The following is a 25076-nucleotide window of genomic DNA, read 5'->3' on the forward strand; positions in this document are numbered from 1 at the left end:
TTCACGCCCCGGCACCCGCCGGGGTTTTTTGTGTCTGACGCCTGGCCAATGCCGACACCGGCGCCAGGCCTGATGCCTCCCAGTCGTCGAGCCTGGTGCACAACCAGGCCCACACCGAATCCCAATCGACCCTGCCGGCGTTGCTCCAGCGCCCCTCGAGGTTGACCCCGCATTCCTCCCACATCCACCGGCGAACAGCCTGGGGCGTCGACAGGCCCTGCCGGCGGTACGGCCAGGTCGTCTGACTGTGGTGGTAAAGCGCTGCCTGGCACAACGCCCTCAATTGCTCGACCGTGGCGGCCGCAGGAGGCCCGCTCTTGCCTTGCCCGGGCAGACGCCTACCTGCCACGAGGAACGTGCGATACAGCGCCAGGGCGACCGTTTCCCTGCGATCCGTGAGCTCGTCCTGGGTGTAGGGCCCGAAGCACACCAGCACCAGGTCGCGCATATGGGGCGCAAGAGCCTCCACCCGGCTGATCACGGCGCCGGCCTCCAGGCCATGGACGATGCACCAGTTCTGGTCCCTGACCGTCTCCTGGATCTCGGCACCAATCCTCGCCCGATCGATAGCGGCAGCGATCACGGATCCACGGCTCGTGCGGTATGCGTCAAAGACCATCTGCCTGGCGGTGGCGTATCTCATGTGGTGCTCCGAAAGTGTTGCAATTTGTCTCGATTTTTTATCGTCAGACGATGCCGATGACGTCCCTTGCCTCGACGATGGTCAGGCTGCCGGTGGCATATGCTCCGGTATCGATGTAGATGACGTTCCCGAGCATGGCGGGCAGGTCCACAGGCGTATGGCCAACGACGACGTAGTCGATACCGCCGACCCTCTGATCCGACATCTCGGTCACCCTGGTGCGGGACCACACCGCCTTGTCGATGTCCTCGTCGCTCCAGTGATCCCCAGGCTCGGCATGCACCAGGCCGATCGTGTTGCCGTAGACGGTCTCGATGGTGCGCTTGACGGGCAGATGCTCGAGGGCGGACTCCATCAGCAGGCGGAGCTCGAAGGCGTTGTGGTCGTACATCCAGTTCCCGCCGTTCGCGAACCAGAGATCCTGGCCTCGCCCCTCGATCAGTGCAGACGCCGCCATCATCTCGTGATTGCCCAGTACCGCGTGGAACCAGGGCTCGAACACCAGGCTGAGGCAGTTCTTTGACTCAGGGCCCCGGTCGATCAGATCCCCCACGGAGAACAGGCGATCGATGTTCTTGTCGAAGGCGACCTGGTCGAGCTGGTCCTGCAGGAGCTCCCACTGGCCATGGATGTCACCGACGAAGAAGTCGCGGCCGCTGGTGTTGGCCTTGTGGGTCACGTTGTACTGGGGCGTCATCACTGGTTCCTCGGCTTGTTCACGTACCGGGAGTCCCGGGGCTTGTCGTTGTGCTTGTCACTCATGCCGGCACGATCTCCACCGTGACGCCATTGGGGCCGCCTGGCTGGTGGATGGCGGGCTTGATGCAGAAGTCGGCGACGAACTGCGGCTTGTCGTCTTCCAGGACGCCGGCACACACCAGGCCGTCTTCGATCAGCTTGGCGGTGTAGGAATAGTTCCCGGTGTCGCGGATCGAGGAGCGCTTGTCGTGCTGGGGGCGGAAGATCAGGCTTACCCGCTCTTGGAGGACGCCCAGGCCGGCGTGCTGGACAGCATTGGCAACGTAGAGCCTGGCCGAGTCTTTGTCGGCCTTACGGTGGCGCCAATGTTTGCCGGCATAGATATCGTTGGTGCTGGGCCCCATGAAGGGGACGAACAGGGTGATCACTGGGCGGCCTCCACGAACTCGACATGGACAATGGCGCCCCTTGGGTCGCTGGTGAAGATCGGCCGGTATTCGGGGATCATCTCTCCCGGCTCAAGCGGGCGGAAGTCAGGGCCCACCGCCAGGAACTCGATGGAGGAATGGACATACATCGTCCGGGTCTCCAGGATCGCGACTCGTGCTTGAATCGCCATAACCTCGTCCGTCATGTTGAGGAGGTCAGACTGGCGCAGGGTAAAGCGGCCACGGTTTTTCACGATCAATCCTCCCCATCCATGTCATGGAATCCCTGCTCGCAGAGCTCGGACCCTGCCTGCTGGGCGGCGCGGTTCAGTTCGATGCGGGCGGCGTCCTGGCGATGCTTCCTGGCGGTCAGCTCCGGGTAGTTCGCAATCGAGCTGCCGAGGAGATCGCGCAGGGCGGCGGAGGCCTTGAGGTACTCGTTGTGGGCTTTCGCCAGGCGGCGGCCGGCCGGGCTGCTGATGGTCATCATTGGCCTTCCTCCTCGAGCATCTCCTCCCAACGGTCCAAGGCGTCACGGACCTCCTTGATCAGACGGCGCTCAGTGCAGCCCTTGCTGGTGCCGCGCAGCAGCTTCTTGCAGGCGTGCTCCCGGGGGCCTCCCTCCATGCCGGCGGTCTTGCAGATCCGGTAAGGATCCAGCTTCACGTCGACGAATCCCCGGGCGACGTCCTCGTCAGTGAGGCGTAGGCGGAAAGACCAGCGGTAGTGGGCTCCGGTGTCCTCGACCTTCGCGGCTGGCTTTTTGAGCCACCTGTCATCCACCTTCAGCATGTCTGGGGTGATCATGACCCGGGCAGGCTTCCCGCAGCCAGGCGAGTGCTCCTCACCGGGCATGGCGCCGCAGGTCTCACACTTGAAGATTCCGATGTTGGTCATTGCGCTCCGATCCTCCCATTGATGGCGAGCTCTTCGATGGTGGCCAGGATGGCCGTGTCCATCTCTTCGCGACGTTCGGCGAGCGTCAGGTGCTTACCGTTGTCGATAGCGTGGTGGCAGGCCGGGCAGAGCGCGGCGACCAGGCAGTCGCTGGCCTTCATGCTGGTGCCCTTTCCCTGGTTGCGATGGGCGGCCTGGATACCGTGTGCGCCGCAGCGCACACAGTTCTCGATGGTATGGACGGCTGCCAGCCACTTCGCAGAGCGAAAGGGCTGCAGGCGAGGGCGGAGCATCATGCGGTCTCCTCCTGGGGCATCAGGTCCACCATCCGCTCGACCTGCTCTGGCGTGCATTGCGGCCAGTAGGCTTCGGCGATGTACCGGCAGAGGTTGCGGGCGAGCTGATAGAACTCGGCCTGGTCCATGCAGTCGTAAGCGATCGACTTCGGCTGGCGGCTCACGAGCTCTCCCATGCCAGGCACCGGGGTACGCGTCTCGTCGCAACCGTGGCCGCTGTTCATCTGGAGCTGCTTGATCGCCTCGTGGGCGGTGCAGTCGCGGTAGCCGTCGATGTTCTCGCGCACCAGCGTGCCCAGGGCATGCACCAGGCGGTGGAACCCATCATTTCTGGGCTTAGTCAGATCGCTTCGCAGCTGCTGGCCCACGCGGATCTTGCGCTCTCGGAGGATCGACCTGTCGGCGGCGGATGCCGGCACCATGGCGGCGACGGTCTCGCCGGTGGCAGGGTCGATCAGCTTCTTGACGGTCAGGTAGACCGGCTGTCGTTTTCCCTTGGCAGCCATCAGGTCTTGCCCTCCATCAGATCGACCATGTCCGGGACGCCATCGACGATGCCGCGACTGCGGCCCTTGCCCAGGAGCTCACGCCCTACCAGGCGGAGCTGGCCGACGCGGGACAGTTCCCAGCACCGGCAGTACACGCTGGCGAGCTTGATGCCGGTGATCTCGCTGATCCGGTGCCGAGTCATCGGGCCGAACCACCGGAGGGCGGCCAGGATCTCGCTCTCGTGGTCACGCAGTCCGGTCTTGGCGGCCATGGCCTGGTAGGCCTCACGCACACTGTTCACGGGCAACCCTCCTCAAGACGTCCTGGACCTGGCGACTGGTGCGCGGCACCTTGCCAATCTGGCACCCACGGCACACTTTCAGGCGCACCGTGTGACCACCCTCGTATGCCGTCATCTGGCTCTCCGCCACCCAGTGGGTTCCCTGGGGGCAGTAGGCAATGCCGTACCCTCTGCGCAGACTCATGCGTCACCTCCCTCGGCCAGGGCGGCCACGATCTCGAGGTAGTCGTCAGCGATGACATGCTCGGTGGATAGCCACCGGTCGATGGTGCTCTTGGAAACTTTCAGGATGTCGGACATGCCATGGCGGGTGCCGGCCTTGTTGTAGGCCTTGCGCGCGAGACGGCGGCGAGTCTCGATCTCTTCCTCGGGACACTTCTCGATGGGCAGCGTCGACCGCAGGCGGTGCTCGTTGGCACGGCTCGGCTTGCGCTTGACGGGAGTCTTTTTCGTGCGGGTCAGGCCAGGGAAGAACTCAACGGGTGAGCGGTCCCCACGCTCGAAGTCGGTGATTTTCATTGCGCAACCTTCTTTAAAAACAGCGTGCGCTTCATGCATCGTGAGTTGCGATCCATCTGGCGCTGACGCCAGGCGAAGTACGACGACGGGTTGATCTCCTTGCGCATGACTCTTGAAACCCAGTCCGGATGGACCCTGGTCTCGTACTGCCTGGAGAGCTCTTGGGCGATCTCACGCTGCGTGCTGTCCAGCAGCATCATGTCGATGATGTCGTCAATCATGTGCTGGCGGTGGGCCTGGCGGCCCGCCTTTCGGCCCTTGGTGATGCCCAGGTAAGCGGCTTTCGAACGGATGGCACGGTCTGTCTTGGGCGGCCCCGGTAGCTCCTTGCGGATCCGGGAGACCGGCCATCCCTCCTTGCCGTAGCGCTTGGCGAGGAAGTCGAGCGCCTCGCGAGACCAGAACGATTCTCGATGGCCCGCGCCTGGCAACTGCCGTCCCACTGAAGTTCCCATGCCTATGCCGCCCCCTGGTCTTTGCTCTTCATGTGCTCGATGACGCCAGCCAGGCTGTCGGTGGTAATCCTCTGCACCGCCGTACCGTTGGCCATTCCCTGGCGTCCACCCTCCATGACTCGCAAGGCGCGCTGCTGGTTACCGATGACGGCGATGTCTTTCCCTGGCAGGCTGCCCCGAGTGTGCTGGCCGATCAGTGTGTTCTGCTGGGTAGCAGCGCCGGCCAGGAACGCGGGCCAGGAATCGGGACGGTGCACGGCATAGGCGCGGTACTGCGCCTCGAAGCGCTGGCGAAGCCACACCATGTCCTTCTCGCTTTCGATCATGGCCACCTTGGTCCAGCCTCCTATGCGCTCGATGGCGGCATGGATCAGCGGATCGTCGAAGCACACATCGCGGTAGTGGCCAACGCTCCGAATAGCTCGCTCGACTTTGGCCCAGGCCTGCAAGGTGCGGCTCTGGCTATCACCCCGAGCGAACTTGATCACATCGCCAGGCTTCGGCGGGAATTGGCCAGTGTCCGGGCTCTGGATGTGCAGTGTCAGGGCCCGCCGAATCTCACTCAGATCGAGTTGCTCGAGGGCTCGGAACACCAGTTCGATGGTTCCCGGCGTGACGCTGCGGTTGTAGATCTCCTGCGCCTGGCTCCACACCTCGGCGAAAGCCTCAAAGTCGTGCTCAGTCATCACCAATGCCCTCCCTCGGCGTCGAGCAGGTCGCCCACGACTCCGGGACTGGCCTGTCGGCGTGCTACGGCTTCACGGATGGCCTGCTGGTTGGCGGCGTGAAGCCGCTCGGCTGGATTCATCCCGCTCCCAGGGCGTTGCTGGGTGCTGAGCCGGCGAGCCAGCCAGTCAGCCTTGACGCCCTGCCAGCCAGCGAGCACAGCCTCGTCCAGCGCTTGATCAGCCGTGAGCCCGGGGATGTTTTCGGCGGCGCGGATTGCTTCGTTGACGTTCAGGTTCAGTGCGCGCTGGGTCAGCGGTTTTTTGAGTGCCTTGCGGTGCTCGATGAACCCCTGGACTGCCTCGACAGATACCTCGGCGGGCAGATTGCTCAGGTCGAGCCTGCTCGGCTGAGTTTTTGGCTTCTGGTGAGTCGTCTCCGGCTGCGGTCCGACCGGATCGGAATTCAGGTTGGTTTCGTCCGACGTTCCTTCCCCCTCGACCGAAGGGAGAGGGGGTATGTCTTTACTGTCTTTATATGTCGGGCGGTTATCACCCGACTGAGTGGGGCGGTTATCACCCGACTGGGGCGTTTCTTCCTCGGATTCCCGAGTAGGGCGGTTTTCACCCGACTCGATATCCTTCCTCTTGACTCGACGCTGCGCCCCCCAGGGCTTCTCCCACTGGCTGTAGTCTTTGTTCAGGCTGATCGGAGAGCGACTGCCGGCCCTAACCAAGATGTGTCGACGAACGAGCTCGGCAACGATAGACCCGCAGTCACTGCTGTCCAGGCCTGTCCATTTGGCAAACGTTTTCCCAGTGATCCGAGCTTCTTTCTTCTGATACCCGTAGGTCAGGCGAATGACGGCATCAACTACGGCACGCTCATTTCCCGTCATTCTCGACCGGGCAAGCGCCTGATGCAGCTCGTTGGCGATGCGAACAAACCCATCCTCCACTTGCGGACTCCTGCCAGCCCTATCAGGGCCTGGCGATTGGCCGTCATCACGACGGTCGGGGAACTGGATAATCTCTGCTGTATCGGTCATAATGCACCTTGCCTTGTTGGAAAAGCCCGGGATTGGTTTGGTCGCCTTCCGGGCTTTTTTGCGTCTGGTCTTAGGCCTACTGGGGCCTCGTAAATCGATGGCCGGATTTACGCGCGGCCACCCTCCATCACCATGAGCTCAGGCACCCGACGCCGAAGGGCGTACAGCTGCCCTTGAACGTCGTTTAAGCAAGCCTCAAGCACTACATCCTCTACGCTCATGCGCCGGGCAGCTGCTTCAGCCTGGGCGGCCTCCTGAGACTCGGGCGACATGCGTGCGAACACCCGCGTCAGTGAATCGCGACTGATCATCGCGGACTCCTTGGCCCTATCAGGCCGACTGAGATTGATTAATACTGTTGGAAGAGAGCTGACGTTCGGCCATCTCGGCCAGGAGGCATTCGAGCTCCTGCAGTTCTTCCGGCGGGGGTGCCTCTCCGTTGGCCAGCCTGGCGAGGAGGGCTTCGCGACGCTGACGCATAACGTCGAGCCCGAGCATCGTTGCCTCATGCACCAGCGGGGCTAGCCGGCCCCCGTGGCGCATAGCGGCCTCTGCCTGGATTAGCTCAAACTCGTCATCGGTGAAGCGAGGCTTGACGAGATGCTGAAGATGTTCGCCTTCGGGCTTACAGCGACGATCACTGAGGTGTGAAAGCATGGATACAGTTCCTTCTTCTGAACCAGAGATGTCGCGGCCTTCGCAGGCAGGCGGATGGGATTGGTTAGGCGACGCACCGGCTCCGCTGTCCGATCAGCCGCTTTTCGAAGGCGGAGACGACAGAGCCATCCTTGGCAACCACGACATACACGTCAGAACTAGAGCGGATCATTTGAGAAATACGGCTCTGGGTGACGCCGATCTGACGAGCCGCTTGCTCTTGGGTGCGGTCGTTCAGGAACTCAGCCAGCGGGATCTCATTCATGTTGGCTACCTGCCTAAAAAGCTATGCCATGAATAGTAGCAGCGCTCATTTTAATGAGCAACAAAAAATAAGCTCAGGTGTTTGCGAATCCATTAGCGCTACTTCTAAATACGCAGGTATGAACTCATCAAATCGTTCCCCACTGACCCCTGAGCAGCTTGATGAAGCCAAGCGTCTGAAGGAGGTCTATAACCAGCGGAAGGCTGAAGCGAAGGCGCGAGGTGACAAGCTGACTCAGGACGAGGTAGCCGCTCGCTGTAACTGGGGCGGGCAGAGCGCAGTAAGCCAGTACCTGAACGGCAAGATCGCTCTCAACCTTGACGCTCTGCTGAAGCTGTCGCGCGCACTCGATTTTGAGCCGTCTGCTGTGAGTCCTCGTCTGGGCAAATTCATGCCGTCGCCGAGTCAGCAAAACGTCGAAGAGGTGCAGGCCCCGCCCCAAATCTACCGGTACCCTGTGGTTAGCTGGGTAGTAGCTGGGAGCTGGGCTGAGGCAGTCGAGCCGTTTGAACCGGGATGCGCGGAAGAGTACATGGAGACGACCTACCACGCGCCGGACGGCGGGGCCTTCTGGCTTAAAGTTCGGGGCGATTCAATGACAGCAGCTGTCGGCACTAGCGTCCCAGAAGGGTCGTGGATATTGGTGGACACCTCTTTAGATGCTCGCCCTGGCGATCTGGTTGTGGCCAAGCTGACAGATAGCCAAGAGGCAACATTCAAGCGCCTGGTAGAAGATGGCGGGCGCCGCTACCTCAAGCCTTTGAATCCGGCCTACCCAATTATCGAGATCAACGGCAACTGCACCCTGGTTGGCGTTGTGAAAAAGGCCATGCAAGACCTCTAGCGCGAATTGATCCAGTTCAACCCGCCCAAGTGGCGGGTTTTTTATTGCCTAAACATCAGCAGGTTGGCACAAAATGAGCAGTCCTTGCGCAAAAACATTAGCAGGACTGTTGACCATAAAAATGAGTGCTGCTAATTTTAAAGCATGGACAGGGCAGCAGCCCACCACAGGCCACCTGGCCATGCTCTTTAACAATGCAGCCCCGAAGAACGCCGTAGCGGTGATGAGCCGCGACAGCCGGACGCGGGTATCCAATGCAGGCCTAGTGGAGAGATAACGCCTGCCAAGTGAAATCATTTTCGAATCACGCCGGCCCACCAGGGCGATATCTGGTGGGCATCGAGAAGGGTCCGTCGGGCGCATGTGCGAGAGCGCCAACTCTACGACTCCATGCGCCCACCTTCCACGGTCGGGCCTTTCTCGATGTGGCGAATGCGTAGGCTGATGCGCGAGAAAAACAGGCTCTAAAACGGCCAGAAAGAATCCCTGCGGTATCGGCCAAGCCGACCCGAGCCTGATGCCGGAGATCAGCACCGGCCGCCACATCCACAAACAACCAGGGGAGGGGATTGCCATGGGCATGACCATGACCGACCCGGTGGCCGACCTGGACGACGACCCCAGGGTTGTCGCGATGGCCAGGCTGATTGCTACCGGAGACATCGACTCGAGCACTAATGCCGGCCACGTCTGGGATCTGTGCGGAGAGAAGGCTGCCGACGAGGATCTGATCTGCCGGATCTGCGCGGCGTATCACGACGGCCGCAACGACGAGGCTGCCAGTCTCGGCGCACGAATTGCCGAGCTGGTATTCGAGACAGCCGCCGAACTGATTGACGACAAGGTATGAGGCCAGCCGCCTGGGCCTAAGCAGGCGGTATCGGAAAGGGCTCAGTCGCACCTGCCGAGCACTTCCCGATGCGTCCTGCATCGTTCCCTGCAATTCCCTGCGTATTCGCCCGGCACCCCCTGCCGGGCTCTTTTTTTTGGGAGATCGCATGGCTACTCGATACATCATCCGCGAGACGCCTGAAGGGCGGCCCGTGGTTCCCCGAGTTGATCTCGGACTTCACACCAGTAGGAGGGCCGCCAAGGCAGCTGCCGCGCGGCTCTCCACCCCAACAGACATCTACCCCGTGAGGAGGTCTCATGCACCGCGCAAGCAAGCTGGTACAGGCTGAGCTGCGGGCCCAGAACAGGGCTCGCGGAAAAATCATTTCATCCCCGGCCAGGCCGGTCATTGGATGCCGAGCGGCAGAGCCGAAGGATCCGGTCAACCAGGCTAGGTGTGCCGAATTCCACGCCCGGTGGAACAACCAGAAGGAGCCCCTCCTACAAATCTGGAGGGCCCGGTGAATCTGTTCTTTCTCGTCGACTGGCTGCCGGTCGACCACACCCAGCGCGAAGCGGCCATGGTGGTCTGCTTCACCTTCCTGATCCTGTCCGTCCTCATCCTGGCGCTAGCCATGATCGTTGTTCGAGAGTTCATCGACATCTCCGACGAGCTGAACGAACTGGAGGAAGAGCAGGGCGACAAGAGGAACGACCCATGAATCTCGACAACCTGCACGATCTTGCTGAACGCATCAGCAATGAGCTCGACCTTTATACCTCGGTTTGCGTCATCCGCCACCGACGATTCGAGGGGCGCCCAGGCACGATCAATGTCGAGCTCTCCGTGATGGATCATCGCAGCGACAACAGAGTGCACTGGTTCCAGAAGCCGGTCGCTGAGATTGAGCTGCTTGAGCAGGAAGTTCGGGAGTGGCTGGCCGAGCGCGTCGGGGCGGCAGCGTGAACGCCCCGGTCAAATGGCCCAGCACCAAGGGCCCCGCAGAGCCGATCGACCACCTGATGGCTGACGACGAGCGAGCCGCCAGGGAGTTCGTTGACTGGCTCATCAAGCACAAGAGCGACGAGCTCACCTACACCATCATCGACTGCTTGAGGCACCCGCTGATCAGCGCGGCCGTCAAGCAATGGAACGAGGAGACGAAGCAATGCGACACCTGATCATCATCCTGGCGATGGCCGCCGTTCTCGCTGGATGCAACGCCAAGGGCATCGACACCGAGTACAGCCACCAGCACGGCTATGACGCGATGCGCAGCATGATCCACAGCTCCAGCGCCGCGCGCAACGGCATCGACTAGGAGGTCGGCATGGATGAGCAGAAGCGGTTAGCCAACGTGAACGCCTTTATTCATGTAATTGGCGACCACGGTCGTCGGTTCTTTCATCACCAGGGCCGGCACGGCCGGATGGAATTGGATCAGAGGGGGCGTGTTTGGTTTATCGATCACTATAGCCAACGGCGCATCTATACCCACTATCCGTACAGATGGAGAGGCTTTACGAGCGGCGGAACACTCAAGTCGCTAGTTGAACTCTTCCGCGACCACATCAAGAAAGGCCATTTACTCAATTCGCGATACTTCGACCACTCACCAGATCGGTGCGGGGGACATCCCTGGGGATATCCTTCGAGCGACCTCGAGATAGTCAAGGACGCAGCTCTTCGCCTGGGGATTATGGCAAGGGCCGAGAAATGAAAAGACCCCAGACGACGGGCATCGATCTGGGGCCGAGGACAGAAGCACCACACAACTATCCACGCATGGAGAGTACACCATGTCTGACCAGACTGAAAAGCAGGAAAGCACACACCTGGCGCTCTGGGAGCGGGTCAAGACGACACCTCCCTCCGCCACCAAAAACGCCAACATCAATGGCCAGAAGATCACCTCGATCGACACCATGCACCTCATCCACCTGGCGACCGCTCAGTTCGGCCCCATGGGGATTGGCTGGGGCTACGAGATCGAGGACGAGCGCATCGACGAGGGCGCCCCGATCTTCAGCCCCAAGGGCGAGTCCATCATCGGCCACGAGCTGACACACACCATCAAGCTGTCCCTTTGGTACAAGTGGGGCGGCGAGAAGGGCCAGGTCTCGCAGTTTGGCCACACTCGGTACGTCTACAAGACCTCCAAGGGAACCTTCATGACCGATAACGAGGCCCCGAAGAAGAGCCTCTCCGACGCCATGAAGAAATGCCTGTCCCTGCTGGGCTTCGCCGCTGACGTCTTCACCGGCCTGTTTGACGACAACACATACGTCCAGGCGCGCCGCACCGAGGAGAGCATCAGCAAGGCGGATGACGCCGAGGCCGAGATCCAGAAGTACCGCGATGAGTTTACGGACTGGGTCAACCGCCACCGCGAGATGCTCCGCAACAAGATCCCCTACAAGCGCAGCATCAAGCTTGCACTGGATCAGGCACTGGCGCGCCTGCCAGACAAAGCATCGCTGGCCAGGGTGGAACACGGCAGGGCTGCCCAGCAGCTGAAGGATGCCGCCCAGGAAGGGTTCGATCGACTCGATCAAAAGCGCCAGGAAGCCCAGCAGGACCAACATTCCGAACAGGTAGAGGAGCAGGAAAATGTCTGAACTCAAAGCTATCTCAATCCCCCGGGCGGGGGACATCACCGAGCTCTCCCAGATCGACGCCAAGCTGGCCGAGCTGCGCGAGACCTACGCCGTCGTGCCCGACTTCGACACCAAGGATGGCTACGAGGAGGGCAAGAAGGCGATCGGCGAACTGACCTCCCTGCGCACCGGCACTGACAAGGCGCGCCTGGCTATCACCAAGCCTCATCGAGACTTCGTCAAACAGGTAAACGACTTTTCAAGCTCCCTGGTAAAGGAAGTCGAGACCATCGAGAAGCCGTTCCGTGATGCCAAAAAAGAGATCGACGATCGCAAGGAGCGTGAGAAGGAAGAGCGCATCGCCAAGCTGCGCGACCGCCTGAACAAGGAGATCACCGCGCTACTGGACACCGCCGAGGGCCTGGATTCCGACGGCATCGCCGGCCTGGTCGGCATGGCCGAGGAGATCGACGTCTCGAACTACTTCGATATCACGAAGGAAGCCGAGGACGAGAAGGCGCGCATCATCCACCGGCTTCGCGAGATGCACAGCACAGTGCTGAAGGACGAGATGCTGGCCGCAGAGCGCGAGGAGCTGCGCCGCGAGCGCGAGGAGCTCGAGAGGCTGCGCGCCCAGGTTGCTGCTCAGCCTGAGCCAGCAGAAACGCCTGAGCCTGTCGCCGAGCCGACCTTCGCGCCGGCACCTGCCGAGCAGATCGAAGCAACGCCCTATGACGAGGCCCTCGAGGATCTCGCGGCCGCCGGCCTGGGGTACACCGAGGCGGTCGCCATTCTGGACGCCATCACCAGCGGCAAGATCCGCCACGTTAAAGCCTGGCTCGGCTAAGGGAGGCGAGAAGCGCCATGAGCAAACTGATAGAGCAAGACCTCCACCGCGTCATGCTTCGGCTTCCGAAGGACGTGATCGAACTGATGAAGCGGCACGGCCTGATGCTGGGCGGAGGGTTCATCCGGGAGATCGTGGCCGGCCTTCCGCCGAACGACATCGATCTTCTCGGCCCTACCGTTGATCGGCTCAAGCTGGCGGCAACCGAGCTGTACCACAGTCGCAACAAGCAGGCCCGGGTGCTGGAGACGAACAACGCCATCACCCACGTCGCCCCGCCCCGGACCACCGTCCAGTTCATCACCCGGTGGAACTTTGACGACCCGGCGATGCTCATGAAGTCCTTCGACTTCACGGTCTGCCAAGCCGTCGTCTACTGGGTTCCCTGCGAGGGTTCGGACGCCGGTGGCTACTGGGCTTCGCTGGTGTCCGACCGGTTCTATGCGGACCTGGCTTCACGCCGCCTGACCTACACCTCGCCGAATCGTCACGAAGATGCCGGGGGTTCGATGCTGAGGATGCGCAAGTTCCTGGGCCGAGGGTATCACATCGATGCGGACAGCCTGGCAGGGATCATGGCGCGCATGACAGTGAAGATGACCGACCACAGCAACTTCGACTCGATCAGGAATGACGAGGAGGGGCAGGCGCAAGTTCTTCGCGGCCTGCTGAGGGAGGTCGACCCCCTGCTTGTTATCGACGGCATAGAGCCGGTCGACGTTGAGCATGAAGGACTGCCGTCGTAGCCGGCAGAAAGCAAACGAGAGAAGGAGAGTGCAATGGCACGCGGCGTCAACAAAGTAATCATCATTGGCAACCTCGGGCAGGATCCCGAGGTTCGATACACCCAGAGTGGCTCGCCTGTAGCCAACCTGAGCGTGGCCACCAGTGAGGTCTGGAAGGACAAGCAATCCGGCCAGAAGCAAGAGAAGACCGAATGGCATCGGGTGATCCTGTTCAACCAGCCGGCCGAGATCGTCCAGCAGTACGCGCGCAAGGGATCGAAAATCTACATCGAGGGACGGCTGCAGACGCGCAAGTGGCAGGATCAGAACGGCCAGGACCGCTACGTCACTGAGGTCATCGGTCGCGACATCCAGCTGCTCGACGGCCCTCCCGGGCAGCAAGGCGGTGGATACCCTCAGCAGGGTGGCCAGCAGCGTCAGCAGGGTGCATATCAGCAGCAAGGCGGGCAGCAGCAGGGCCGACCGATGACAGGCCCTGACGGCCGACCGGACACGGCACAACGCAACGAGGCGCCGGCCAACCGGGCGGGCCAGTTCGGCGCGCCGGATCCAGGGAGCTTTGACGACTTCGACGACGAGATCCCCTTCTGACCGGACGACAGCAGCACGACAGCGCGCCCAATTCGGGCGCGTTTTTGTTTGAGGACATGACCATGGCAGACGCCAACGATCGCGATGCGTTCCACGAGCAACTGATCGAACGCATTGAGCAGCTCGAGGAAGAAAAGCAGGCGCTGCTCGACCAGCTCGAAACCTACCAACAGAAGGAAGCCGAAGATGCTGTTTAAGTCCCTGTGCCTATACAAGGCCCACTGCGAGCCGCCGGCCGATGCGGAAGCCTTGGAAGAGGCCGTCTACTCCCAAGCCATTCGTCCCCTGGGTGGATCCGAGGCCCGCCGCATTGGCTGGACGCCGCCGTCAGGACGCGGCACCAGCCTTTTCTGTGTCCGACCTCCTGGCCACATCATCCTGTCAGCCCTGCGCCAGGAGCGGATCCTGCCGGCCTCCGTCGTGCGAGAAGAGGTCGAGAGCCGGGTCGAGGAGCTCGAGAGCAGCGAGGCACGCAAGCTTCGTCGCCAGGAACGCATCGCCATCAAGGAGCAGGTCTACGAGGAGCTGCTGCCGAAGGCCTTCATCAAGACTGCGCGCATCGACCTCTGGTGGGACATCCAGCGAGGCATGGTCGGCATCAATGCCACGAGCCGGTCCTCTGCCGAGCAGGTGCTGGACCTGCTGCGCGAGACCCTGGGCAGCCTGAAGGTCACGCCGCTTGCCACGCAGACCCTTCCGATGCGGGCCATGACGACTTGGCTCAGCGATCCCGGCAGCCGGGCGGAAGACATGGTGATCGGCGACCAGGTCGAGCTCAAGGCCAAGGGCGACGACGGCGTCATCCGCTGCCGCTACCTGGACCTGGACACCGACGAGATCCAACAGCACCTGGATGCCGGCCGGCAAGTGAGTCGCCTGGCAGTGGCCATCGACGGCCAGGTGTCGTTCGTGATCGAGTCCGACCTCCACCTGAAGTCGATCCGGTTCGACGACCAGCTGATCGAAGATGATCGCCAGGAACTGGAAGACGACTCCGAGGCGGCGCGCTTTGAAGCCGACGCCATCCTGATGACTCAGACGCTGCAGCACGCTGTCGATCGCCTGGTGGACTGGATGGGCGGGACGACCAGTCCTGATAAGGCCTCGTGATGCGAATGATCTACCTCTTCTGCGGCTTCCTCCTGGGAGCCGTCACTGTCTCTGCGGCCAAGAGCCTGGCCGTAGTGGTCCCCGCCATCATCGGCCTCGCCGTTGTCGCCGGGCACATCCTCCGCAAGCGAAAAAGGAACGCATAACCATGACGAAGCACCACATGATCATCGCCATCTCTGCCGCCCTGTCCTCTGTGCCGGCGCTGGCCGACGACATCACCATCACCACCGGCTATGCCGGCGGCAGCTACTACAACGTGCTGGGCAACAACCTGGGGCAGATCCTGGGCGAGCGCGGCCACGACGTCACCCTGCAGGAGTCGGCCGGCAGTATCGAGAACATCGAGCGCGTTGCCTCAGGCGATGCCCAGCTCGGTTTCGCCCAGGCCGACGCGGTGGCCTTCTGGTCTGATCGCAACGCCGGCAGCAACGTGCAGATCATCGGCAGCCTTGGGAGCGAATGCGTCTATATCGCCGCCGGCGAACACTCGGGCATAGACGATGAGGATGATCTAGAGGAAGGCGTGAAGATCGCCGTGGGCGACCAGGGAAGTGGATCAGCGGTGTCCTGGCAGTACCTGCAGCAGCTGGAAGACGACTACCAGGAGACCTCGACCTATTTCCGGGGCGGCGTCCTGGCAATGTCCCAGGTCAAAGGCGGGCAGCTGGACGCGTTCCTCTGGGTGACCAGCCCGGAGAACCTCGATCACAAGTACCTGCGCGCGGCACTGGCCGATGGCTCAGGCATGAAGCTGATCGATGTCGATGACTACTCGCTCAACGAGGAGCTGCCGAACGGTGAGCAGGTCTACGAGTTCCGCGACGTGGTGGTCAAAGAGGGCACCTTCAGCGACACCGAGGTCGAGGTTCCCTGCACGTCGGTCCTGGTGATCGCCAGCGAGACCGCCAGCGGCACTGTGCTGGAGGACGTGGCCACCGCAGTGATGATGAACAGCAACCGCATTCAGGGGAAGTAGCGGTGCGGATGCTGCTAGCCATCTCGAGAATGCTCTCGACCACAGCCGCCCTTATAGGGCGGCTGTTCTATACCCCGCCAACAGCAATCATGCTAGACCCTTCTAAGACTGTGTGAATAAGCATCTGCAATATGCTGCGTGCGGCAGGTCGGGCCTTGCAAAATGCTTAATCCCGCTCAAATGAAATACGTCCGAGAATAAAGCCGTCAATCGCTGTAAGCTTGCCGCGCCAAAGGACTCCGTCTGAAGGGATCGCGCTATTCCCGACGAAGTGCTGAGCTTCACCCAAATGGATGTACTCATACTCCCCTGACTCGCCTTCAGTGCCGGAAGAGCCGTTTGACATATTTCCAATCCTGCTGAACGACTCCAACATACTGTTTGAATGCTCTGGGAACACACTTTCTAACGGAGCTCGAAGATTACTAACTAATTCATCTACATACTTTTTTTGGGAGATTAGGTTGCCGGTGACTAGGGTTCCATTGACGCTAATGGTGATGCCAACTGAAGCGCCGGACTCGGCCATTCCCACTAGCATGCTCAAAAGAAAATCGTTACTTTCCATTTTTTTAGACATGGGTCTTCTCTGAAGTAAAAATCGTGATCTTGATCTACCGCCTTTATTAGACATATGCGGAAGCGATATGGCAACTCAACCGTCGGCCACCCAAAGGGTGGCCTTTTTTATACCCAGGAGAAATGCATGACCAGTCTGAACCTGTTCGGCCACGAGCTGGTGGTCGACAACTTCGCCGGCGGCGGCGGAGCCAGTGAGGGGATCGAGCAGGCCCTGGGCCGGCCAGTAGACCTCGCCATCAATCACGACGCCACGGCCATCGCCGTGCATACCGCGAATCACCCAGGCTCTGAGCACAGTGTTGCTGACGTATGGGACATCGATCCCGAGACGGCCGCCGCTGGTCGTCCGGTGGGGCTCGCCTGGTTCTCGCCCGACTGCCGCCATCACAGCAAGGCAAAAGGGGGGCGACCGGTCAGCAAGAGCGTGCGCGGCCTGGCATGGGTTGCCGCGCGCTGGGCAGCCAAGGTGAAGCCTCGGGTCATCGCGCTGGAGAACGTCGAAGAATTTCTGGACTGGGGCCCGCTGATCAAGAACGCCAAGGGCCAATTGGTGCCGGATCCAGCTCGAAAGGGGCAGATCTTCAATGGCTTTGTGCGTGCCTTGCGCCGGCATGGGTACCAGGTGGATTGGCGGATCCTGAAAGCCTGCGACTTCGGAGCCCCAACCATTCGCCGTCGGCTGTTCCTGGTTGCCCGCCGTGATGGGCTGCCCATCACGTGGCCGAAGCCAACTCATGGCGACCCGGGCTCGCCTGCCGTTCGGAGGGGGAAGCTGCAGCCCTGGCGTACCGCCGCGGAGTGCATCGATTGGTCGATTCCGTGTCCCAGCATCTTTGAGCGGCAGCGGCCCCTGGCCGACGCCACTCTGCGCCGCATTGCCAAGGGCGTGATGCGGTACGTGGTTGAGAGTGGCGACCCCTTCATCGTGCCAATCGCCAACTACGGCAATGGCTCGGAGTTGGTCAACGCCATAAGAGAACCTCTACGCACCGTCACGGCCTGGCCCAAGGGCGGCAGCTTCGCGCTGGTCTCCGCATTTCTTTGTAAACACTACACCGGCGTTGTCGGCGACGACCTGCGCAAGCCGCTGCCGACAATCACTGCCACTGATCACAACGCGCCGGTGGCCGTCAGTTTGGTGAACCTCAAAGGCAGTGAGCGAGGCGGTCGGGATCCGGGGCAGCCGATGCCCGCCATCTGTGCCGGTGGCACCCACGCGGCGGCCGTAGCTGCCTTCCTAGTGAAATATTACGGGCAGGGCGTTGGCCAGGTCATGAGTGATCCGATGCACACCATGCCGACGAAGGATCGTTTCGGGCTGGTCACCGTGACCATCGCCGGAGAACAGTACGCCATCGTCGACATCGGTATGAGGATGCTGCAGCCCCATGAGCTGGCTGCAGCGCAGGGCTTTCCAGATCACTACGAGTTCGCCCAGGTCAACGGCAAGCCGGTGCCGAAGTATCAGCAGGTGCGGCTGATCGGCAACAGCGTGTGCCCGCCTCTGGCCAAGGCCATCGTTGAGGCGAACTTCACACACGAGCGTCGGTTCATGCCGGCAACTGAGGAAGGGGAGGCCGCCTAACACCAACCTCGAGCGGAGATGACCTCGAGCTAGCAGGCCGAGGTCTAGCGCCAACCAGTGCAAGGCAGCTGTCTCGGGTTGACATCCTTGAGCAAGCTAGCATTGCTGGCTAGATCGGGGTAAGGTGACACCTCAGAATGCCTTCTAGGTTGAGAATTTGACGATTTTTCGTCAAAATTTGCCGATAAGTCTTTTAAATTGCTCGACTTTAGGGCAATGAGCAAGGGGTGAGTAAATGTTTATACATAAAGTCGAATTCTCAAATTTCTTTTCCTTTTCTGACGCTGTGCATCTAGATTTCACGACCTCGAAAAGTAAGGCTGGTCTATCTACCCAATTTGATGCTGAAAGATATATTAACAAAATAAGTGGTTTCTTCGGCGCTAATGGGTCTGGAAAGACCAATTCACTGAAAGCGATAGCTTTCATAGATTATTTTATACATTATTCTTTCCTAGGTGTCGAAAAAGACGAGGAATTGGCAACGCAATCACACGCTCTCCATGAGAATGAGCCTTCTTCTTTTCGAATAGAATATAGTAACGAAAATCAGCTGTTTAGTTATGAATTCGTGCTACTACACGGCAAGCTCGATAGTGAAAAGTTAAAATTTCTTAATGCAGATACTGGGAAGTATAAGGTTTTATACAGCAGGACAAAGCAAGATTCCGGATACAAAACAAGTTTTCCCCAAAAAGGGGGGATGCCTAAACTTTCAGATAACTTTGATCGAGATAACTGCTCGTTAGCATCTTTCGTTTACCAGCTGGGCAATGAAGAAGCATTGAAAGAAAATCATCCGCTTTTTCACAAGGCCATAAGTGCCTTTGACAAGATTAAAACAAACGTAATTGCAGTCGGAAAGAATGATGACCTCCATGGGGCGCTTTTCAGTTTGTCCGAAAGCTTAGTGGGTTTTGAGCATACAATCCTAAAATTTATAGAAAGCGTTGTTAAAAATATTGACCTTGGGATAGAACGACTGGAGCTAAGGAAAGTCCAGGTATATGAAGGAAATAAAGTCAACGAAAAAGATCTTATTTTTGCTGTTCATGAAGACAGCGATGGTGGTCAATATTCGATACCCGTTTTTAATGAATCGACAGGCACCCAAAAAATACTGTGCGCGCTCTGGAGACTGTTGCCTGTAATGTGGAATGGCGGCGTAGTGCTATACGATGAACTGGATAGCGACCTTCATCCGTATATGATGCCATTTATCATAGATATTTTTATAAACCCTGAGATAAACCTTGTTGGTGGTCAGCTTATATTTAGTGGACATACTCTCGAAGCAATAAAAGAACTGCAGAAATCTCAAATATTTTTTGTTGAAAAAAATGACTTGAGAAGCGAACTTTTTAGGTGCGATGAAATAACAGGTCTTCGAACGGACGACAGCATTTACAAAAAGTACATACAGGGAGCCTTGGGAGGTGTCCCGCGACTAGATGCTTCTAACATCTCGCTTGCTTGTTTGATGGAAAAAGGAGGCATTCAGAATGCCTCGCAAAGCTAAGCGCTCAGTCGTTGCAAGAAAATCAGTATTTATCGCGGCTGAAGGCTACGTTGAAACTGCATTTCTTGAAATATTGAGGGAGTACTACTCTCTTAAGGAATACAAGGTTTCTGTTAAAAACAGGCGAGGGGGAAGCTCCGATCAAACTGTTCGGTATGCCTGCAACGAAGCTGCAGACCACTACAGTGTAGCCGCAGTTATTGATGCCGATATGCCTCTCAGTGATTCTGTGCTTAGATTAGCTCAGAAATGCGGGGTTCATGTGATAATCAGCACTCCTGCAATTGAAGGTACATTGCTAAAAATACTTGGCATTGCCCATAGTGACAATACAGATGTGTGTAAAAGAGAATTTGCGGAGTGCGTTGGTCACGGAAAAACTACTCACAAAGCATCGCAAAAGATGATTTTCCCAAAAGCGCTTCTTGATAGATCGATTGATGATGTCGAAGAATTAAGAGCAATGGTGCAAGTTATTATAGGTAATTCGCCATAGCTGCGTCGAGATTTACGTAGCTGGAGCTTTATCACCCTCCCTGTATCAAAAGTGACCGTCTATAAAGCTGCCAAAAGGCAGCTTTTTTTCGTATTCAGGGCCATATAGTTCTAGGTTAATATTAATTAATCCCAAGGTGAATAAATTGCAAAGATGGTAAAAATCTGACGTCTTAAAAGCATTAACCTACAAGCTGGAAAGGTAATGGAAAAAATACTCATTAGTGCCAAGCAGGCAGCACAGCTGCTTGGCGTGAGTCTTCGAACTGTGTACCGGATGCTCGACGACCACGAACTGACCCCGGTCCCCGTCCGGGGACGGAAGATGGTTCGGATGCGCGAGATCCGGGAGAAATTTGACGTAGAGGCCGAGCCTGCCGATGATCAAGAGGCGCTCGGCGTGAGCTCCAGCAGGAGGAACTCATGCCTCACAAAAGGAAGGGGTCACCGTACTGGTGGGTCCATCTCAGACCGCCGGGAGGCGGCCAGCCAGTTAGAAGGTCTACTGGCACGGCGGACCTGAAGGAAGCCAAGGCACTCGAGGGGAAGTGGAAGGCGGAGATGTTTCGCCAGGACGCCTGGGGCGAGGCCCCGGAGCGAACCTTCGCCCAGGTGGCCGTCGAGTATCTGACGGCCAACCAGGATGCCAGAAGCTTCGGCGACATGCAGCGGCGTGTCGCCAAGCTCTACGACTTCTTCGGTGCCGAGAGGTCGATGGACAACCTGTCGGGGCAGGATGTTCGAGACTTCATCAGCTGGCGGCGGCAGCCGGATGCCAAAACAGGGAAGACGGTGGCACCGGCAACGATCAATCGAGAGCTCGATGTTCTGAGCGCGATGATCAACCACGCTGTCGTCCAGCTCGAGTGGCAACTACCCAACCCTGTGAAGGGTCGATCCCTGAAAGAGCCGAAGGGCGTGGTGCGCTGGATCACAAAGGCCGAGGCGGCCAGGCTGATCGAGTGCGCCGAAACCCTGAAGGATGGCGAGCGGGTGGCCAGCTTCATCACCCTGGCGCTGCACACCGGGTGCCGGATGAATGAATTGCTCAAGCTGACCTGGCGCCGCGTCGACTGGCAGGGGCGGATGATTCGCCTGGAGCCGGAAGACAACAAGACTGCCGCGAGGCGGACTGTTCCCTTGAACGATGTCGCGATCCAGGCGCTCCGGCGCCGGGCCGAGTCGGTGGCGACCTACTGTCCCGACAGCCCCTGGGTATTCGCGAAGCGCAACGGAGAACGCTGGACTGCGCCGTGGGGTGGATTCCGATCGGCCTGCAACAAGGCTGGCATCGAGAATTTCAGGATCCACGACATGCGCCACACTTGCGCGAGCTGGATGGTATCCGAAGGGGTGCCGCTGGCGGATGTAAAGGAGGTGCTTGGGCATTCCACCGTCGTAATGACGGAGAAGTACGCCCACCTGGCTCCGCATCGGGCGAGGAGCGCGGTCACCACCCTGTCGGGTGAAGGCTGGTCACAATCTGGTCACAACGACAGGCCGATGAATAATATCGAGTCGATGATCGGGAGAAGAAGAAGAGCGTAAGCTCTTGAATAGAAAGGTAAAGTGGCGGAGGGACAGGGATTCGAACCCTGGAAGGGCGTTAACCCTTGCCGGTTTTCAAGACCGGTGCATTCAACCGCTCTGCCATCCCTCCGGCTCACGGCGGTGTACTTTACCAGCTTTTCTCCCCACGTCAACACTTCTGTGCGATCAATGTCTTACGCGAGAGAGCGACACCCCTCCCTGATGCCTTCAAGGGAGCTGTTGCAATAGGGGGACTGCGCAAAAATTGTGCAGCTAAGCAATTTTTTGTCGCCGATAGGAAACAGTGTTCGCGCCGCCCATGGCGGGCCCATGGGCCTGTCTGATCGCTTGAATGGCGTTGAAACCCCGTCGCCAGGCGGCTTGCGTCGGGAACTTGCTGGGGGCATGCTGTGTCGAATGCATGTCAACCAACAGGGAGCTCTGGATACATGGCTTATCAAGAGTCACAGGTGAATCGTCAGACCCAGACGCAGGTCGCTGCGACGAACAAGGTTCTGCGCAACACCTACGGCTTGCTGGCGATGACACTACTGTTCTCTGCCATCACCGCAGGGGCCGCCGTGGCCCTCGGTGTACAGCAGATGAACATTCTGGTGTTCTTCATCGGCGCCTACGGCCTGATGTTCCTGGTCCACAAGACCGCCAACTCGGCCCTCGGCCTGCTGGCGACCTTTGCCTTCACTGGCTTCATGGGCTTCACCCTCGGCCCGATCCTGAGCGCCTATCTGACGCTGTCCAACGGTCCCGAGCTGATCATGACCGCACTGGGCATGACCGGCCTGACCTTCTTTGGTCTGTCGGCGGTGGCGTTGATCACTCGCAAGGACTTCAGCTTCCTGGCGAACTTCATGATGGCTGGCGCCATCGTGCTGATCCTGGCCATGGTGGCGGCGTTGATCTTCAACATTCCGTCGCTGTCGCTGATGGTATCGGCTGGCTTCGTGCTGTTCTCCTCCGCGGCGATCCTGTACCAGACCAGCGAGATCGTGCACCGTGCCGGCGAGACCAACTACATCCTCGCCACCATCACTCTCTATGTGTCGATCTACAACCTGTTCATCAGCCTGCTGTCGCTGCTGGGCGTGGTAAGCCAGGACTGATCGTCGCAAGACGTTCTGGCACAACTGTCGTACACTGTCGGCCCCGCCTTGGCGGGGCCGACGTGTTTTTGATGACCCGCTTTCTTCAACTCCCGACGTTGGCGGGAGCCAAGGGAATACCATGCGTTATGCCATCCTGCTGCTGGGTGCCCCCTACAGCCATCAGGCCGCACACAGCGCGCTGCGCTTCGCTCGTGCGGTGATCGTCCGCGGTCACCACCTGGAGGCCGTCTTCTTCTATCGCGATGGCGTTCACAACGCCGCGCGCCTGGCATCGCCGCCCCAGGACGAGCCTCATCTGGTCGACGGCTGGACCACGCTGAATCAGGAGCATGGCGTGCGTCTCGAGGTGTGCATCGCCGCCGCACTGCGCCGAGGCATCGTCGACGCCGACGAGGCGGCCAGGCACGGCAAGCAAGGCCACAGTGTCCAGGCGCCGTTCGAGCTGACCGGCCTCGGCCAGCTGGTGGACCTGGGCCTCGAGTGTGACAGGCTGGTAACCTTTGGTGCCTGAACGACACCGAGCTGCTGCCGACTGCCGCCAGGCAATGGGTCCCGAGCAGGGCAACGCTGAACCGAGAAGAGTGGAAGGTCGATGATTGAGGAACCCAACGACGATTCGGGGGATCTGCTGGTGATTCTTCGTCATGGCCCCCATGGCACCAGCTACCTGAAAGAAGGTCTCGACACGGCGCTGGTGGCCGCCGCCTTCGGACGCCGGGTATCACTGTTGTTTATGGCCAGTGGCGTGGCGGCACTGGTGCCGGGGCAGGGCGCCGGTCCGCTGGGGCAGAAGGGCACCCAGCCGACGCTGGCCATGCTCGAGATGTACGACATCGACCGGCTGTTCGTGGATGGGGCAGGACTTGCCGAGTTGGGCGTGGCGCCTGAGACGCTGACGCCGGATGCCATTGTCATCGAGGGTGACGCCATTGCCGCCCTGATGGCGGAGCACGCATTGGTGCTGACCTTCTGAATCGGCGTCACAGACGACTCGAGACCGCGTCTCTGTCGGGGCTCGCTCCCGCCAGGTTTTACCCATCGACGTCAGCCACTGGACTCACCCACGACCACTACCAGGAATCGGGATGATACTGCACACCCTCAATCGTTCACCGCTGGAGTCGACGGTCTATCGGCAGGCGCTACGGGCGTTGGCAGAAGACGACAAGCTGTTATTGATCGAAGACGGCGTGCTTGGCGCTCTGCCGGCCCAGCAGGCGCTGTGGTCGTCTCTGCCCGGTCGTCTACTGGCGCTGGCCGAAGATCTCGAGGCGCGTGGCTTGAGCGAACACTGTGCCACCGGCATCGAAGTCGTCGACGTGGACGGTTTTGTCAGGCTCACCGAAGAGGCCGATAAAGTGGTCAGCTGGTACTGAGGTAAGACGATGGCAAGCACTGAAACTGCACGAACCCTGGAACTCGGCCAGGCCTCCGTCCCCCTGGACCCGGAAGGCTATCTGGTCAATCTCGATGACTGGAGTCCCGCCGTCGCCGAGGCGCTGGCGGCGGAAGAGGGTATCACCCTCGGCGACGAACACTGGCAGGTGATCGACGTCCTGCGAGACTTCTATGCGCGCTTCGAGCAGGCACCGGCCATGCGCCCGCTGGTCAAGGCGGTGGGCCAGGCGCTGGGCAAGGACAAGGGGAGCTCGCTGTACCTGATGAAGCTGTTCCCCGGCAGTCCCCCCAAGCTGGGCGCCCGCTTGGCGGGCCTGCCCAAACCAACCAACTGCCTGTAGACGTGCGGCGTTGAACTTTCTCGCCCACGCCTGGCTCGCCCGTGCCGGTAACGATGACTTTCTGCTCGGCAACCTGATCGCCGACGGCGTCAAGGGGCGCGATCTCGGCCAGTGGCCCGAAGGCGTCGCAGCAGGCATACATCATCACCGGCGGGTGGACGCCTTCGTCGATCGTCATCCCTCGGTACTTGCCGCTCGACGTCGGGCACCTGCGGCGAGTCGTCGTGTGGCCGGTATTGCCCTGGATCTGATGTGGGACCACTTTCTCGCTCGGGATCTGGCTACCAGCGACCCACACGAGCGCGAGGTCGTGATCGAGCGATGCTATCGACTGTTCGAGTACCACGGCGCACCGCAGCGGCTGGCCACCATGGTGCCGGTACTGGTACGTGAGGACTGGCTGCGTCGCTACGCCAGCCTCGCCTTCACCTGCCGTGCCATCGCCGGCATTGGCTCACGCCTGTCCGGGCCCAACCGACTGGCCGAACTGGTGCCGCATCTGCGCGATGACTATCGTCAACTGGACGACGACTTTGCGACCCTGTGGCGCGATACCCGCGCGGAACTCGAGACCTCGGGTTCCTAGGGCTCTC

At 59.9% G+C, this 25076-nt stretch carries 42 protein-coding genes and 1 tRNA gene; 25 read left to right on the forward strand and 18 right to left on the reverse strand.

What is annotated here, in order from left to right:
- Position 1: 1 nt before the first annotated feature.
- The 16 genes from KUW00_RS15695 to KUW00_RS15770 all read right to left on the reverse strand — a co-directional run bounded on the left by KUW00_RS15695 (position 2) and on the right by KUW00_RS15770 (position 7363).
- Entirely contained in the window at positions 2-583 is a 582-nt protein-coding gene (locus KUW00_RS15695; protein ID WP_315901170.1) for a hypothetical protein, read from the reverse strand.
- A 103-nt stretch (positions 584-686) separates the two neighbouring features.
- A complete protein-coding gene (locus tag KUW00_RS15700; RefSeq protein ID WP_222569537.1) occupies positions 687-1340 on the reverse strand; it encodes a metallophosphoesterase in 654 nt (217 codons plus the stop codon).
- Between the two features lie 61 nt (positions 1341-1401).
- Entirely contained in the window at positions 1402-1770 is a 369-nt protein-coding gene (locus KUW00_RS15705) for a hypothetical protein (protein WP_222569538.1), read from the reverse strand.
- Positions 1767-2024: a hypothetical protein gene (locus KUW00_RS15710; protein WP_222569539.1), complete on the reverse strand. Its 258-nt coding sequence runs from the start codon at positions 2022-2024 to the stop codon at positions 1767-1769. The genes KUW00_RS15705 and KUW00_RS15710 overlap by 4 nt, the downstream gene beginning before the upstream one ends.
- Before the next feature lie 2 nt (positions 2025-2026).
- Entirely contained in the window at positions 2027-2260 is a 234-nt protein-coding gene (locus KUW00_RS15715) for a hypothetical protein (RefSeq protein WP_222569540.1), read from the reverse strand.
- Positions 2257-2667, reverse strand: a complete 411-nt coding sequence (locus tag KUW00_RS15720; protein WP_222569541.1) for a hypothetical protein — start codon at positions 2665-2667, stop codon at positions 2257-2259. The genes KUW00_RS15715 and KUW00_RS15720 overlap by 4 nt, the downstream gene beginning before the upstream one ends.
- Positions 2664-2963: a hypothetical protein gene (locus KUW00_RS15725; protein ID WP_261392221.1), complete on the reverse strand. Its 300-nt coding sequence runs from the start codon at positions 2961-2963 to the stop codon at positions 2664-2666. Before KUW00_RS15725 ends, KUW00_RS15720 begins: the two co-directional genes overlap by 4 nt.
- Positions 2960-3469 (reverse strand): hypothetical protein, encoded by a 510-nt coding sequence (locus KUW00_RS15730; RefSeq protein ID WP_222569542.1) that lies wholly within the window; start codon positions 3467-3469, stop codon positions 2960-2962. Before KUW00_RS15730 ends, KUW00_RS15725 begins: the two co-directional genes overlap by 4 nt.
- Positions 3469-3753 (reverse strand): hypothetical protein, encoded by a 285-nt coding sequence (locus KUW00_RS15735; protein ID WP_222569543.1) that lies wholly within the window; start codon positions 3751-3753, stop codon positions 3469-3471. Before KUW00_RS15735 ends, KUW00_RS15730 begins: the two co-directional genes overlap by 1 nt.
- Positions 3737-3937: a hypothetical protein gene (locus KUW00_RS15740; protein WP_222569544.1), complete on the reverse strand. Its 201-nt coding sequence runs from the start codon at positions 3935-3937 to the stop codon at positions 3737-3739. Before KUW00_RS15740 ends, KUW00_RS15735 begins: the two co-directional genes overlap by 17 nt.
- Positions 3934-4272 (reverse strand): hypothetical protein, encoded by a 339-nt coding sequence (locus tag KUW00_RS15745; RefSeq protein ID WP_222569545.1) that lies wholly within the window; start codon positions 4270-4272, stop codon positions 3934-3936. Before KUW00_RS15745 ends, KUW00_RS15740 begins: the two co-directional genes overlap by 4 nt.
- Complete coding sequence (locus KUW00_RS15750) at positions 4269-4727, reverse strand: hypothetical protein (RefSeq protein ID WP_222569546.1); 459 nt, start codon at positions 4725-4727, stop codon at positions 4269-4271. Before KUW00_RS15750 ends, KUW00_RS15745 begins: the two co-directional genes overlap by 4 nt.
- A gap of 2 nt (positions 4728-4729) precedes the next feature.
- Positions 4730-5413, reverse strand: a complete 684-nt coding sequence (locus KUW00_RS15755; protein ID WP_222569547.1) for a DUF6475 domain-containing protein — start codon at positions 5411-5413, stop codon at positions 4730-4732.
- Positions 5413-6441, reverse strand: a complete 1029-nt coding sequence (locus KUW00_RS15760) for a replication protein (protein ID WP_222569548.1) — start codon at positions 6439-6441, stop codon at positions 5413-5415. The genes KUW00_RS15755 and KUW00_RS15760 overlap by 1 nt, the downstream gene beginning before the upstream one ends.
- 330 nt (positions 6442-6771) lie before the next feature.
- On the reverse strand, positions 6772-7098 hold the full coding sequence (locus KUW00_RS15765) for a hypothetical protein (protein WP_108449327.1): 327 nt from the start codon (positions 7096-7098) through the stop codon (positions 6772-6774).
- 64 nt (positions 7099-7162) lie between these two features.
- The gene (locus tag KUW00_RS15770; RefSeq protein ID WP_108449326.1) at positions 7163-7363 is read right to left on the reverse strand and encodes a Cro/CI family transcriptional regulator; all 201 of its coding nucleotides are present in this window, start codon (positions 7361-7363) and stop codon (positions 7163-7165) included.
- Between KUW00_RS15770 and KUW00_RS15775 the strand changes: the two genes are divergently transcribed.
- The 14 genes from KUW00_RS15775 to KUW00_RS15835 all read left to right on the forward strand — a co-directional run bounded on the left by KUW00_RS15775 (position 7362) and on the right by KUW00_RS15835 (position 15909).
- Complete coding sequence (locus KUW00_RS15775; RefSeq protein ID WP_222569549.1) at positions 7362-8207, forward strand: LexA family protein; 846 nt, start codon at positions 7362-7364, stop codon at positions 8205-8207. The two genes, KUW00_RS15770 and KUW00_RS15775, sit on opposite strands and share 2 nt — an antisense overlap.
- Before the next feature lie 517 nt (positions 8208-8724).
- A complete protein-coding gene (locus KUW00_RS15780) occupies positions 8725-9057 on the forward strand; it encodes a hypothetical protein (RefSeq protein WP_222569550.1) in 333 nt (110 codons plus the stop codon).
- A 502-nt stretch (positions 9058-9559) separates the two neighbouring features.
- Positions 9560-9760 carry a hypothetical protein gene (locus tag KUW00_RS15785; protein WP_108449323.1) on the forward strand — a complete coding sequence of 67 codons (201 nt, stop codon included), beginning with the start codon at positions 9560-9562 and terminating at the stop codon, positions 9758-9760.
- Positions 9757-10005 (forward strand): hypothetical protein, encoded by a 249-nt coding sequence (locus tag KUW00_RS15790; RefSeq protein ID WP_222569551.1) that lies wholly within the window; start codon positions 9757-9759, stop codon positions 10003-10005. Before KUW00_RS15785 ends, KUW00_RS15790 begins: the two co-directional genes overlap by 4 nt.
- On the forward strand, positions 10002-10220 hold the full coding sequence (locus KUW00_RS15795) for a hypothetical protein (protein ID WP_222569552.1): 219 nt from the start codon (positions 10002-10004) through the stop codon (positions 10218-10220). Before KUW00_RS15790 ends, KUW00_RS15795 begins: the two co-directional genes overlap by 4 nt.
- A complete protein-coding gene (locus tag KUW00_RS15800; RefSeq protein WP_222569553.1) occupies positions 10208-10360 on the forward strand; it encodes a hypothetical protein in 153 nt (50 codons plus the stop codon). Before KUW00_RS15795 ends, KUW00_RS15800 begins: the two co-directional genes overlap by 13 nt.
- Positions 10361-10369: 9 nt before the next feature.
- Positions 10370-10759: a hypothetical protein gene (locus tag KUW00_RS15805; RefSeq protein WP_222569554.1), complete on the forward strand. Its 390-nt coding sequence runs from the start codon at positions 10370-10372 to the stop codon at positions 10757-10759.
- A 79-nt stretch (positions 10760-10838) separates the two neighbouring features.
- Positions 10839-11657, forward strand: coding sequence for a hypothetical protein (locus KUW00_RS15810; protein WP_222569555.1), 819 nt, complete (start codon positions 10839-10841; stop codon positions 11655-11657).
- Positions 11650-12483 (forward strand): hypothetical protein, encoded by an 834-nt coding sequence (locus tag KUW00_RS15815; protein ID WP_222569556.1) that lies wholly within the window; start codon positions 11650-11652, stop codon positions 12481-12483. Before KUW00_RS15810 ends, KUW00_RS15815 begins: the two co-directional genes overlap by 8 nt.
- A gap of 17 nt (positions 12484-12500) precedes the next feature.
- On the forward strand, positions 12501-13229 hold the full coding sequence (locus tag KUW00_RS15820; RefSeq protein WP_222569557.1) for a hypothetical protein: 729 nt from the start codon (positions 12501-12503) through the stop codon (positions 13227-13229).
- 33 nt (positions 13230-13262) lie between these two features.
- Positions 13263-13820 carry a single-stranded DNA-binding protein gene (locus KUW00_RS15825; protein ID WP_222569558.1) on the forward strand — a complete coding sequence of 186 codons (558 nt, stop codon included), beginning with the start codon at positions 13263-13265 and terminating at the stop codon, positions 13818-13820.
- 62 nt (positions 13821-13882) lie between these two features.
- Positions 13883-14017, forward strand: a complete 135-nt coding sequence (locus KUW00_RS22445) for a GapR family DNA-binding domain-containing protein (RefSeq protein ID WP_261392224.1) — start codon at positions 13883-13885, stop codon at positions 14015-14017.
- A complete protein-coding gene (locus KUW00_RS15830) occupies positions 14007-14930 on the forward strand; it encodes a recombination-associated protein RdgC (protein ID WP_222569559.1) in 924 nt (307 codons plus the stop codon). Before KUW00_RS22445 ends, KUW00_RS15830 begins: the two co-directional genes overlap by 11 nt.
- A gap of 148 nt (positions 14931-15078) precedes the next feature.
- Positions 15079-15909 (forward strand): TAXI family TRAP transporter solute-binding subunit, encoded by an 831-nt coding sequence (locus KUW00_RS15835; protein WP_222569560.1) that lies wholly within the window; start codon positions 15079-15081, stop codon positions 15907-15909.
- Between the two features lie 166 nt (positions 15910-16075).
- Here KUW00_RS15835 and gvpU read toward each other — a convergent pair whose 3' ends face one another.
- Complete coding sequence (gene gvpU / locus KUW00_RS15840; RefSeq protein ID WP_222569561.1) at positions 16076-16489, reverse strand: gas vesicle accessory protein GvpU; 414 nt, start codon at positions 16487-16489, stop codon at positions 16076-16078.
- 126 nt (positions 16490-16615) lie between these two features.
- Between gvpU and KUW00_RS15845 the strand changes: the two genes are divergently transcribed.
- The 5 genes from KUW00_RS15845 to KUW00_RS15865 all read left to right on the forward strand — a co-directional run bounded on the left by KUW00_RS15845 (position 16616) and on the right by KUW00_RS15865 (position 21638).
- Complete coding sequence (locus KUW00_RS15845; protein ID WP_222569562.1) at positions 16616-18076, forward strand: DNA cytosine methyltransferase; 1461 nt, start codon at positions 16616-16618, stop codon at positions 18074-18076.
- Positions 18077-18311: 235 nt separating this feature from the next.
- Positions 18312-19595 carry an AAA family ATPase gene (locus KUW00_RS15850; RefSeq protein ID WP_222569563.1) on the forward strand — a complete coding sequence of 428 codons (1284 nt, stop codon included), beginning with the start codon at positions 18312-18314 and terminating at the stop codon, positions 19593-19595.
- Positions 19579-20091: a hypothetical protein gene (locus KUW00_RS15855; protein WP_222569564.1), complete on the forward strand. Its 513-nt coding sequence runs from the start codon at positions 19579-19581 to the stop codon at positions 20089-20091. Before KUW00_RS15850 ends, KUW00_RS15855 begins: the two co-directional genes overlap by 17 nt.
- A gap of 204 nt (positions 20092-20295) precedes the next feature.
- Positions 20296-20613 (forward strand): helix-turn-helix domain-containing protein, encoded by a 318-nt coding sequence (locus KUW00_RS22685; RefSeq protein ID WP_222569565.1) that lies wholly within the window; start codon positions 20296-20298, stop codon positions 20611-20613.
- 38 nt (positions 20614-20651) lie between these two features.
- The gene (locus KUW00_RS15865) at positions 20652-21638 is read left to right on the forward strand and encodes a tyrosine-type recombinase/integrase (protein WP_222569566.1); all 987 of its coding nucleotides are present in this window, start codon (positions 20652-20654) and stop codon (positions 21636-21638) included.
- A gap of 22 nt (positions 21639-21660) precedes the next feature.
- Here the strand turns inward: KUW00_RS15865 and KUW00_RS15870 are convergent.
- Positions 21661-21750 (reverse strand) — tRNA-Ser (locus KUW00_RS15870).
- Between the two features lie 319 nt (positions 21751-22069).
- Between KUW00_RS15870 and KUW00_RS15875 the strand changes: the two genes are divergently transcribed.
- From KUW00_RS15875 to KUW00_RS15900, 6 genes are all read left to right on the forward strand, one after another.
- Positions 22070-22741, forward strand: coding sequence for a Bax inhibitor-1/YccA family protein (locus KUW00_RS15875; RefSeq protein WP_045991749.1), 672 nt, complete (start codon positions 22070-22072; stop codon positions 22739-22741).
- Between the two features lie 121 nt (positions 22742-22862).
- Positions 22863-23255, forward strand: a complete 393-nt coding sequence (gene tusD, locus KUW00_RS15880) for a sulfurtransferase complex subunit TusD (protein WP_222569567.1) — start codon at positions 22863-22865, stop codon at positions 23253-23255.
- 81 nt (positions 23256-23336) lie between these two features.
- Positions 23337-23717 carry a DsrE family protein gene (locus KUW00_RS15885; protein ID WP_222569568.1) on the forward strand — a complete coding sequence of 127 codons (381 nt, stop codon included), beginning with the start codon at positions 23337-23339 and terminating at the stop codon, positions 23715-23717.
- Positions 23718-23829: 112 nt separating this feature from the next.
- Positions 23830-24120: a sulfurtransferase complex subunit TusB gene (tusB, locus tag KUW00_RS15890; protein WP_052704269.1), complete on the forward strand. Its 291-nt coding sequence runs from the start codon at positions 23830-23832 to the stop codon at positions 24118-24120.
- 9 nt (positions 24121-24129) lie between these two features.
- Positions 24130-24483 carry a TusE/DsrC/DsvC family sulfur relay protein gene (locus tag KUW00_RS15895; RefSeq protein ID WP_222569569.1) on the forward strand — a complete coding sequence of 118 codons (354 nt, stop codon included), beginning with the start codon at positions 24130-24132 and terminating at the stop codon, positions 24481-24483.
- A 10-nt stretch (positions 24484-24493) separates the two neighbouring features.
- Entirely contained in the window at positions 24494-25069 is a 576-nt protein-coding gene (locus tag KUW00_RS15900; protein WP_222569570.1) for an ACP phosphodiesterase, read from the forward strand.
- Positions 25070-25076 lie beyond the last annotated feature (7 nt).

Source organism: Halomonas sp. DP5N14-9 (genome assembly GCF_019802175.1).
GTDB classification, from domain to species: domain Bacteria; phylum Pseudomonadota; class Gammaproteobacteria; order Pseudomonadales; family Halomonadaceae; genus Halomonas; species Halomonas litopenaei.

Coding starts and splice junctions, on each gene's coding strand:
- KUW00_RS15875 (WP_045991749.1), top strand. CDS start 22,070: ATGGCTTATCAAGAGTCACAGGTGAATCGTCAGACCCAGACGCAGGTC.
- KUW00_RS15775 (WP_222569549.1), top strand. CDS start 7,362: ATGTTGGCTACCTGCCTAAAAAGCTATGCCATGAATAGTAGCAGCGCT.
- KUW00_RS15750 (WP_222569546.1), bottom strand. CDS start 4,727: ATGGGAACTTCAGTGGGACGGCAGTTGCCAGGCGCGGGCCATCGAGAA.
- KUW00_RS15755 (WP_222569547.1), bottom strand. CDS start 5,413: ATGACTGAGCACGACTTTGAGGCTTTCGCCGAGGTGTGGAGCCAGGCG.
- KUW00_RS15740 (WP_222569544.1), bottom strand. CDS start 3,937: ATGAGTCTGCGCAGAGGGTACGGCATTGCCTACTGCCCCCAGGGAACC.
- KUW00_RS15730 (WP_222569542.1), bottom strand. CDS start 3,469: ATGGCTGCCAAGGGAAAACGACAGCCGGTCTACCTGACCGTCAAGAAG.
- KUW00_RS15850 (WP_222569563.1), top strand. CDS start 18,312: ATGTTTATACATAAAGTCGAATTCTCAAATTTCTTTTCCTTTTCTGAC.
- KUW00_RS15820 (WP_222569557.1), top strand. CDS start 12,501: ATGAGCAAACTGATAGAGCAAGACCTCCACCGCGTCATGCTTCGGCTT.
- KUW00_RS15885 (WP_222569568.1), top strand. CDS start 23,337: ATGATTGAGGAACCCAACGACGATTCGGGGGATCTGCTGGTGATTCTT.
- KUW00_RS15715 (WP_222569540.1), bottom strand. CDS start 2,260: ATGATGACCATCAGCAGCCCGGCCGGCCGCCGCCTGGCGAAAGCCCAC.
- KUW00_RS15845 (WP_222569562.1), top strand. CDS start 16,616: ATGACCAGTCTGAACCTGTTCGGCCACGAGCTGGTGGTCGACAACTTC.
- gvpU (WP_222569561.1), bottom strand. CDS start 16,489: ATGTCTAAAAAAATGGAAAGTAACGATTTTCTTTTGAGCATGCTAGTG.
- KUW00_RS22445 (WP_261392224.1), top strand. CDS start 13,883: ATGGCAGACGCCAACGATCGCGATGCGTTCCACGAGCAACTGATCGAA.
- KUW00_RS15895 (WP_222569569.1), top strand. CDS start 24,130: ATGGCAAGCACTGAAACTGCACGAACCCTGGAACTCGGCCAGGCCTCC.
- KUW00_RS15780 (WP_222569550.1), top strand. CDS start 8,725: ATGCCGGAGATCAGCACCGGCCGCCACATCCACAAACAACCAGGGGAG.
- KUW00_RS15725 (WP_261392221.1), bottom strand. CDS start 2,963: ATGATGCTCCGCCCTCGCCTGCAGCCCTTTCGCTCTGCGAAGTGGCTG.
- KUW00_RS15830 (WP_222569559.1), top strand. CDS start 14,007: ATGCTGTTTAAGTCCCTGTGCCTATACAAGGCCCACTGCGAGCCGCCG.
- KUW00_RS15855 (WP_222569564.1), top strand. CDS start 19,579: ATGCCTCGCAAAGCTAAGCGCTCAGTCGTTGCAAGAAAATCAGTATTT.
- tusD (WP_222569567.1), top strand. CDS start 22,863: ATGCGTTATGCCATCCTGCTGCTGGGTGCCCCCTACAGCCATCAGGCC.
- KUW00_RS15810 (WP_222569555.1), top strand. CDS start 10,839: ATGTCTGACCAGACTGAAAAGCAGGAAAGCACACACCTGGCGCTCTGG.
- KUW00_RS15760 (WP_222569548.1), bottom strand. CDS start 6,441: ATGACCGATACAGCAGAGATTATCCAGTTCCCCGACCGTCGTGATGAC.
- KUW00_RS15700 (WP_222569537.1), bottom strand. CDS start 1,340: ATGACGCCCCAGTACAACGTGACCCACAAGGCCAACACCAGCGGCCGC.
- KUW00_RS15865 (WP_222569566.1), top strand. CDS start 20,652: ATGTTTCGCCAGGACGCCTGGGGCGAGGCCCCGGAGCGAACCTTCGCC.
- KUW00_RS15825 (WP_222569558.1), top strand. CDS start 13,263: ATGGCACGCGGCGTCAACAAAGTAATCATCATTGGCAACCTCGGGCAG.
- KUW00_RS15745 (WP_222569545.1), bottom strand. CDS start 4,272: ATGAAAATCACCGACTTCGAGCGTGGGGACCGCTCACCCGTTGAGTTC.
- KUW00_RS15770 (WP_108449326.1), bottom strand. CDS start 7,363: ATGAATGAGATCCCGCTGGCTGAGTTCCTGAACGACCGCACCCAAGAG.
- KUW00_RS15805 (WP_222569554.1), top strand. CDS start 10,370: ATGGATGAGCAGAAGCGGTTAGCCAACGTGAACGCCTTTATTCATGTA.
- KUW00_RS15800 (WP_222569553.1), top strand. CDS start 10,208: ATGCGACACCTGATCATCATCCTGGCGATGGCCGCCGTTCTCGCTGGA.
- KUW00_RS22685 (WP_222569565.1), top strand. CDS start 20,296: ATGGAAAAAATACTCATTAGTGCCAAGCAGGCAGCACAGCTGCTTGGC.
- KUW00_RS15815 (WP_222569556.1), top strand. CDS start 11,650: ATGTCTGAACTCAAAGCTATCTCAATCCCCCGGGCGGGGGACATCACC.
- KUW00_RS15790 (WP_222569551.1), top strand. CDS start 9,757: ATGAATCTCGACAACCTGCACGATCTTGCTGAACGCATCAGCAATGAG.
- KUW00_RS15720 (WP_222569541.1), bottom strand. CDS start 2,667: ATGACCAACATCGGAATCTTCAAGTGTGAGACCTGCGGCGCCATGCCC.
- KUW00_RS15765 (WP_108449327.1), bottom strand. CDS start 7,098: ATGCTTTCACACCTCAGTGATCGTCGCTGTAAGCCCGAAGGCGAACAT.
- KUW00_RS15835 (WP_222569560.1), top strand. CDS start 15,079: ATGACGAAGCACCACATGATCATCGCCATCTCTGCCGCCCTGTCCTCT.
- tusB (WP_052704269.1), top strand. CDS start 23,830: ATGATACTGCACACCCTCAATCGTTCACCGCTGGAGTCGACGGTCTAT.